This is a genomic window from Roseomonas rosulenta, from assembly GCF_016106005.1.
In the GTDB taxonomy this organism is placed as follows: domain Bacteria; phylum Pseudomonadota; class Alphaproteobacteria; order Acetobacterales; family Acetobacteraceae; genus Neoroseomonas; species Neoroseomonas rosulenta.
Map to the genome: position 1 here is coordinate 1 of NZ_JACADR010000223.1, position 7,653 is coordinate 7,653.

At 71.2% G+C, this 7,653-nt stretch carries 7 protein-coding genes and 1 pseudogene; 3 read left to right on the plus strand and 5 right to left on the minus strand.

Annotated elements, in window-relative coordinates; all coding sequences use genetic code 11:
- The 3 genes and pseudogenes from HW578_RS20125 to tyrS all read right to left on the minus strand — a co-directional run.
- Nucleotides 1-307: pseudogene (locus HW578_RS20125) on the minus strand (hypothetical protein); the annotation flags it as partial.
- 138 nt (nt 308-445) lie between these two features.
- Nucleotides 446-1,033, minus strand: a complete 588-nt coding sequence (locus tag HW578_RS20130; RefSeq protein WP_198372503.1) for a hypothetical protein — start codon at nt 1,031-1,033, stop codon at nt 446-448.
- A gap of 88 nt (nt 1,034-1,121) precedes the next feature.
- Nucleotides 1,122-2,366 carry a tyrosine--tRNA ligase gene (gene tyrS, locus HW578_RS20135; RefSeq protein WP_198372504.1) on the minus strand — a complete coding sequence of 415 codons (1,245 nt, stop codon included), beginning with the start codon at nt 2,364-2,366 and terminating at the stop codon, nt 1,122-1,124.
- Nucleotides 2,367-2,447: 81 nt separating this feature from the next.
- On the opposite strand from tyrS, the gene HW578_RS20140 reads away from it, so the two are divergent.
- Together HW578_RS20140 and HW578_RS20145 are read left to right on the plus strand one after the other, a co-directional pair.
- Complete coding sequence (locus HW578_RS20140; RefSeq protein WP_198372509.1) at nt 2,448-3,542, plus strand: anhydro-N-acetylmuramic acid kinase; 1,095 nt, start codon at nt 2,448-2,450, stop codon at nt 3,540-3,542.
- 51 nt (nt 3,543-3,593) lie between these two features.
- Nucleotides 3,594-4,667: a site-2 protease family protein gene (locus tag HW578_RS20145; RefSeq protein WP_198372505.1), complete on the plus strand. Its 1,074-nt coding sequence runs from the start codon at nt 3,594-3,596 to the stop codon at nt 4,665-4,667.
- A 156-nt stretch (nt 4,668-4,823) separates the two neighbouring features.
- On the opposite strand, the gene HW578_RS20150 is transcribed toward HW578_RS20145, so the two are convergent.
- On the minus strand, nt 4,824-5,792 hold the full coding sequence (locus HW578_RS20150) for a tripartite tricarboxylate transporter substrate binding protein (RefSeq protein ID WP_198372506.1): 969 nt from the start codon (nt 5,790-5,792) through the stop codon (nt 4,824-4,826).
- Between the two features lie 286 nt (nt 5,793-6,078).
- Nucleotides 6,079-6,747, minus strand: a complete 669-nt coding sequence (locus tag HW578_RS20155) for an alpha/beta hydrolase (RefSeq protein ID WP_198372507.1) — start codon at nt 6,745-6,747, stop codon at nt 6,079-6,081.
- Nucleotides 6,748-7,131: 384 nt separating this feature from the next.
- On the opposite strand from HW578_RS20155, the gene HW578_RS20160 reads away from it, so the two are divergent.
- Nucleotides 7,132-7,614 (plus strand): Rrf2 family transcriptional regulator, encoded by a 483-nt coding sequence (locus tag HW578_RS20160; RefSeq protein ID WP_198372508.1) that lies wholly within the window; start codon nt 7,132-7,134, stop codon nt 7,612-7,614.
- Nucleotides 7,615-7,653: the final 39 nt, after the last annotated feature.

The window sequence follows — 7,653 nt, forward strand, 5'->3', positions numbered from 1 at the left end:
GCGGGTCGCGCCCCTGCGCCACCGCGGCGGCGGCAAGGGTGCCGCCCGCGCCGGGCCGGTTCTCCACCACGAACGGCTGCCCGAAGGCGGCCGAAAGATGCGGCGCGAGGCCGCGCGCCAGAAGGTCCGGCCCTGCGCCGGGCGGCTGCCCGACCACGATCCGGACCGGTCGGTCCGGCCAGGGCGCCTGCGCCTGGGCGCGACGCGTCGCTGCCAGCGCCAGCGAGGCGCCGACGACGCGCCGGCGGCGCAGGTAGCCGAGGGCGAGGCGCGGGGAATGGCCTAGGGGGCGGGGCAAAGCGGACATGGGGCACTCCTGCCTGGATACGATCCGGGGTTGGGTGCTCCGCGCCTTGATGGTTGTTGCGCTTGCGGGGCCCAGGGATGGTGCACCAACGGGCGCGCCCCTGTCCATCGACGTCGGCGCCCGCCGGCCTTCGGCGGCCTAATCGTCGAGCCCGTGGTATTCCACTGATGGCCCCTGCGCGACATAATGCGGGTGGCGCGCAACGACGGACCGGAACGCGTCGGCATCGGCGTCGGACACCTTCATCGACAGCAACCCTGTGTTGTCCCAGATGGCGACTGCCACGCGCATTGCCTCGGCTCGGATCGGGTCGACCGCGCCCGTTTTGTCGGTCAGCGGGCCCTTGCCCTGGACCTTGCGGACGATCGCCTCTGCCAGATAGCCGATCGCCTCGGCGACCGGCCGTTCGATGATGCCCGGCTTTAGCATGTCGTGCACCGCATGCGTCGCCTCATGTGCGGAGAGAGCGCGCCAAGCGTCGTTATTGGCGATGTCTGCATCGGGCAGGAACCAGAATTCGTTCAGGCCGTATTTCCAGGACGCACCCGCGCCCTTCGACATGGGCAGCAGAGACGAATCCCGCACCGGGATCCGCCCCTTTTCGATGTCGTTGGCGACGATGGCGTATTGCCCCGGGCTGAAGCGGTAGCCGAAGGCCTCGAAGTTGAGGTAGCGCACCTCGCGGCCGTTGCGCAGGAACTCGACCAGATCGTCCTGGATGCTCATGTCGAGGGTCTCCCCGGCCATTATGGCCGCGGAACTATCATAACGAGGGCGAACCCCCGCACTCAAGCATCCGTGACGACGTCGGATCTCAGCCTGTGACCTGCTTCACAGCGCTGCGCACCAGCACGTGCCGCTTGCGCCCCGCGCTCAGCTTCGCGGCGCCGTCGCGCAGGTCGGCCGGCGTCACGTTCAGCGCCACGTCGCTCACCACCGCGTCGTTCAGGCGCAGCCCGTTCTGCGCGATCAACCGCCGCGCCTCGCCCTTGCTCGCCGCCAGCCCCGCCGCCACCGCCAGGTCCACGAAGGGCGCGGGCAGGGCCGCGGTGATGGCGGGCAGGCTCTCCGCCGCCGCCCCTTCCTCGAAGGCGCGCCGCGCGGTCTCGGCCGCGCTCTCGGCCGCCGCGCGGCCGTGCAGCAGCGCGGTCGCCTCGGTCGCCAGCACCTTCTTGGCCTCGTTCACCTCGGCGCCGGCCAGCGCGCCGAGCCGCCGCACCTCCTCCATCGGCAACTCGGTGAACAGTGCGAGGAAGCGGCCGACATCCGCATCCTCGGTGTTGCGCCAGAACTGCCAGTAGTCATACGGGCTCAGCCGGTCCGGGTTCAGCCACACCGCCCCGGCCGCGGTCTTGCCCATCTTCGCCCCCGACGCAGTCGTCAGCAGCGGCGTGGTCAGCACATGCGCATGCCCGCCCGCCATGCGGCGGATGAGTTCCGCGCCCATGACGATGTTCCCCCACTGGTCGGACCCGCCCATCTGCAGCACCGCACCGTGGCGGCGGTGCAGCTCGAGGAAGTCGTAGGACTGCAGCAGCATGTAGTTGAACTCGAGGAAGCTCAGCGAATGCTCGCGCTCGAGCCGCAGCTTCACGCTGTCCATGGTCAGCATGCGGTTGACGGAGAAGTGCCGGCCCACGTCGCGCAGGAAGGGGATGTAGCGCAGCTCGTCCAGCCATTCTGCGTTGTCGAGCATCATCGCGCCGGCGCTGAAATCCAGAAGTGCTTCGAAGGTGCGGCGGATGCCGACCTTGTTGGCCTCGATGATCTCCTCGGTGAGCAGCTGGCGCGCCTCGTCCTTGCCGGACGGATCGCCGACCTTGGTCGTTCCGCCGCCGATCAGCGCGATCGGCCGCCCCCCGGTCTTCTGCAGCAGGCGCAGCAGCATGGTCGGCAGCAGGTGGCCGACATGCAGGCTGTCCGCCGTGCAGTCGTAGCCGATATAGGCGACCAGCCCGCCCTTGTTCAGCGCGGCATCCAGCTCCGCCTCGTCCGAGGTCTGGTGGATGTAGCCGCGTTCCTTGGCGATGCGCAGGAAGTCGCTGGTGGGGCCGCTCATGCTGGTGTCCTGGATGCTCCGGGGGCTTTCGCCGGAAGGGCAGGGGGGCTAGCACGGCACAGGCAAGACGGCAAAAGCATGCTGAGAACCATCGGGCTCATGAGCGGCACCTCGCTGGACGGGGTGGATGCCGCCTATCTGGAGACGGACGGGGAGACGATCGCCCGGATCGGCCCGCGCCTCACGCTGCCCTATGACCCGAAGCTGCGCCGCGCGCTGCGCGCCCTGCTCGACCGCGCCGAGAGCCTGAGCGAGACCGACCCCGAGCTGCTGGACGCGGTGCGCCGCATCACCGACCGCCATGCCGAGGCGGTCGAGGCGCTCGGCCTCGAGGCCGACCTGATCGGCTTCCACGGCCAGACCATCCTGCACCGCCCGCCGGTCGCGGGGCGCAACATCACCCCCTTCACCTGGCAGGTCGGCGATGCGGCGGCACTCGCCAAGCGCACCGGCATGACGGTCGCCTACGACTTCCGGAGCGCGGACGTGGCCGCGGGCGGGCAGGGCGCGCCGCTGGTGCCGGTGTTCCACCGCGCGCTGGCACAGCCGCTGCCCAAGCCGCTCGCGATCCTGAACCTGGGTGGGGTCGCCAACGTCACCTGGCTCGGGCCTGATGGCGAGATGCTGGCCTTCGACACCGGCCCGGCCAACGGCCCGCTGGACGACTGGGCGCGACAGCACACCGGCAAGGACTACGACGCGGCAGGGCGCCTGGCGCTGGCGGGCCAGGCCGACGGCGCTGTGCTCGGGCGGCTGATGGCGCATCCCTACCTGTCGGCGCCGCCGCCCAAGTCGCTCGACCGGCTGGATTTCGACCGGGCGCTGAAGGAGGCCGGCGCGGCGGAGCTCTCGGCCGCCGATGGCGCGGCCACACTGTGCGCCTTCTGCGCGGTCTGCGTGGCCGCGGCCGCGCGCCTGTTCCCGGAACCGCCGCTGCAATGGCTGGTGGCTGGCGGCGGGCGGCGCAACCCGGCGATCATGAAGGCGCTGGCCGGCGCGCTCGAGGAGCCGGTGCGCCCGGTGGAAGTGGCGGGCTGGGACGGCGATGCGCTGGAAGCCCAGGCTTTCGGGTTGCTGGCCGCGCGGGTTGCGCGCGGGCTGCCCATCACCTTCCCCGGCACCACCGGCGCGCCGCGCCCGCTCACGGGCGGGCGGATCGTGGGGTCGCTGCTGTAGGGTGGCTGCCGCTGCCCTATGATGGGTGCAGCACGGCGCGCGGAGCCACCCATGGCCTGGTCCTTTCCCATCGGCACGGTGCGCGGCACCGTCATCCGCATCCACGTCACCTTCTTCCTGCTGCTCGCCTGGATCGGCGCGATGCATGCGCGCCAGGGCGGGCTGGCCGATGCGCTGGCCGGCATGGCCTTCATCAGCATCGTCTTCGCCTGCGTGGTGCTGCACGAACTCGGCCACGCGGCCGCCGCGCGGCGCTACGGCATCGCCACACCCGACATCACGTTGCTGCCGATCGGGGGGATGGCGCGGCTCGAACGCATCCCGGAGGAACCGTGGCGGGAGATCGCCATCGCGCTGGCCGGCCCGGCGGTGAATGTGGGCATCTGCCTGTTGCTGGCGCTGGCGATGGGCGGCGTGCCGTCCCTGGAGGAGGGGGTGAGCGTCGAGGACCCGCGCGCGGGCCTGCTGCCGCGGCTGTTCTGGGTCAACGCCTTCCTGGTGCTCTTCAACCTGATCCCGGCCTTCCCGATGGATGGCGGGCGGGTGCTGCGCGCTGCCCTCGCGCTGCGCATGAGCCATGGCGAGGCGACGCGCATCGCCGCGCGCATCGGGCAGGGCGTGGCGATCGTCCTCGGCTTCGTGGGCCTGTTCGGCGCGCCGCTGCTGATCTTCATCGCGCTCTTCGTCTGGCTGGGCGCGGCCGGCGAGGCGGCGGAGGAGACCCTGCGCAGCGCCACCCGCGCCCTGGTCGCCGAGGACGCCATGGAGACCCGCTTCGAGGCCCTGCCGCCCGAGGCCGATGTCGCCGCCGCCGCCGAGTCGCTGCTGCGCACCCCGCAGCAGGACTTCCCAGTGGTGGACGGCGCCGGGCGGCTGGTCGGGCTGCTGACGCGCGATGCGATAATCCACGCGCTGCGCGCCGAGGGGCCGACGACGTCGGTCTCGGGCGCGATGGAGCGCGCCATTCCGCGCGTCGGCCGGCGCACGCCGCTGGCCGAGGCACTGGCGGTGCTGTCGCGCGGCGGTGCGCCGGCGGTGGCGGTCGAGGAGGCGGGCGGGCGCCTCGCCGGGCTGATCACGCCGGCGAATGTGGCCGAGCTGGTCGCGCTGCGCGGGATCGGCTGAGCGAGCGTTCGGGAATGTGCCGCGGGGCGCATTCCATGGCCCGGCGCAGGCCCGCTCTCCGGCGCGGCCACCCAACGGCGGCATCCTGAGTGGGTAGCCGGGTGAGATGGCAGGCCCGCACCGGGATTGTGGGAGGGCCTTTCACCGAAGCGGCCTTCATTCCCGCCAGGGGTGCTGCGCCCAGAGTGCTTCGTAGCGCGCCTTCAGCGCCTGCAGTTCGGCCAGGTATTCGGGCGGGGCGAGGAAGCGCAGCGGCAGGTTCTGCTGCGCGGCCAGCGCCTTGAATTCCTCGTTCTCGACGGTCCGGCGCACGGACAGCGCCAGGCGTTCCAGCACCTCGGGGGGCATGCCGGCGGGGGCAGCCATGCCGCGCATCGAGCCCTCGACGATGTCGAGCCCGGCCTCCTTGAGCGTCGGCACGCCCGCGGCGGGCTCCCAGCGCGTTGCGCCCATCTGGATCAGCGGGCGCAGCACGCCCTGGCGCCATTCGTTCATGCCCTCGGCCATGTTCATCACCGCGAGCGGGATCGCGCGCGACATCACGTTCTGCTTCACCTGCGAGGACCCGGCGAAGGGGATGTGCAGGAACTGCGTGCCCGTCGCGCGCTGGATCGCGAGGATCGCGAGATGGTCGTCCGAGCCGATGCCGGTGGTGCCGTAGCCGATGGTGCCCGGTGCCGCGCGCGCCGCCGCGAGCAGGCCCTGGAAGTCGCGGATCGTGCTGTCGTTCATCACCCAGATGCCGCCCGGATCGTCGACGATGTTCGCGATCAGCGCGAAATCGCCGAGGCTGAAGCGCGCGCGGCGCTCGATCGGGATGGTGACGATGGTGGGGGTGTTGATGAAGCCGATCGTGTAGCCGTCGGGCCGCGCGCGGGCGAGCTCGGTGAAGCCGATCTCGCCGCCCGCGCCGGGGCGGTTCAGCACCACCACGGGCTGGCCGAGGTCGCGTTCCATGAAGCGCGCGATGGTGCGCGCCGCGGCATCCGTGCCGCCGCCGGGGGCGAAGGCGACGATCATGGTGATCTGCCGGTCGGGCCGCCATCCGCTGCCCTGGGCGTGGGCAAGGGCAGGGGCTGCCAGCGCCGCGGCGATCACGCCGCGACGTGTGGTCAGGTGGTCCATGGCGCGAATCCTCCGGCTGATTTGCGCGGAGGATGCCCGCTGGCGGGCGGGCGCGGAAGTGCGCGTACCGCTGTCTGCGCCACGATGACGCGGAGGCGCCACCCCCAATGCGCGGCGTGTGATCCAGATCAATGACAGCGCTCGCCGCAGTCGGCAGCTTGGCCTCGGTTCCCGTGTTCCGCCCCGCTCCGGGGCGAGGTTGAGGCAGAATAAGCGCCGCCAGGATACGACAAGGGCCGCCGGTGCGCCCGGCGACCCTGGGTATCGCGCGGCAGGAAAGCGCGGTTCAGTCGGCGGCGAGCGCCATCCGGCCGCGGTTGAGCACGCCCATCACATGGTCCTCGGCGGCCTCCACCACCTTCTCGGTCTGCTCGGGCGTGTAGACATGCCCCGCACCGGGCATCACGCGGTAGTCGATGGTGATGCCCTTCTGGGTGTTGAGCTTGTCGACCAGCTTGCGCACGGACGGCTCGGGCACGAGCTCGTCGTCCGCGCCATGGAAGATCAGCCCGTTGCAGGGGCAGGGGGCCAGGAAGCCGAAATCGTAGTGCGAGGCCGGCGCGCTGATGGAGATGAAGCCGCCCATCTCAGGCCGGCGCATCAGCACCTGCATGCCGACATAGGAGCCGAAGGAATACCCCGCCACCCAGAGCATGGACGCATTGGGGTTCACCGCCTGCAGGAAATCCAGGCCCGAACAGGCGTCCGAGACTTCGCCGATGCCGCCGTCGTAGCGGCCCTGGCTGCGGCCCACGCCGCGGTAGTTGAAGCGCAGCACCGAGAAGCCCATCGCCTGGAAGCGCTGGTACAGGCTGTAGGTGACGCGGTTGTTCATGGTCCCGCCATGCAGCGGGTGGGGATGCAGGATGAGGGCCACCGGGGCATTGGGGCGCTTCGAATGGTGGTAGCGTCCTTCGAGCCGGCCATCCGGCCCGGCGAACATGACCTCGGGCATCGTGCTTACAGTCCAATGCGCTCTGCCGCAGGGCGCGCGGTCCGGAGCATCCCGAAGGACGTCGCCGGCAGCCGCGGCGCTCTGCCGCAAGTTTGGGGAACCTCGCTCCGTCGGCGCGGGGGCGCCTTCCAGGAATGCGTCGCGGCGGCCAATTCTTGACCGCCACGGTCGGAAAATTGCATCATTCGTCTCTAAACGCGGCTTCCCGAGATAAATGATGCTCTTTCACCTAAATCTCAGAGCATTCCTTGGTGCCCCGGGGGAGGTTCCCGTGTCCCGCGGCGGCCGCACTATACGTAGGGCGGTCGGGTTTTCATAACAGAATCACGACACCGCCCCCATGTGAGCAGTGACGGGCAGGGTTGCGAAGGGAGCGGAGTAGGAATGCGCTTGTCCACGCGTGGACGCTACGCCGTGATGGCCATGGTCGAAATGGCCGCGCGCGAGGGCCGGGATGCCGCCTGCGCCCAGGGCCGCCCGGTCACGCTTGCCGAGATCGCCGCCGCGCAGCACCTCTCGGTCGCCTACCTCGAACAGTTGTTCGCCCGCCTGCGCCGCGCCGGCCTGGTGGCCTCGGCGCGCGGACCCGGCGGCGGGTATCGCCTCGCGCGTCCGCCCGCCGCGATCCCGATCGCCGAGGTGGTCGAGGCCGCCGACGAGCCCATCATCGCCACCCGCTGCGAGGAAGGCAGCCCCGGCTGCCTCGCCGGCGAACGCTGCCTGACGCACGACCTCTGGGCCGAGCTCGGCGACCAGATCCGCCTTTTCCTGGGCGGCATGACGCTGGCCGATGTGGTGGGCGGGCGCGTGACTGGCCGCGCCCGCCCGCCCGCCGGGCCGGAGGCGGCGCGCGAGGCGGGGCGGTGAGCATGACGGTCGGGCCACGCCGGCGGGCTGGGCGTGGCG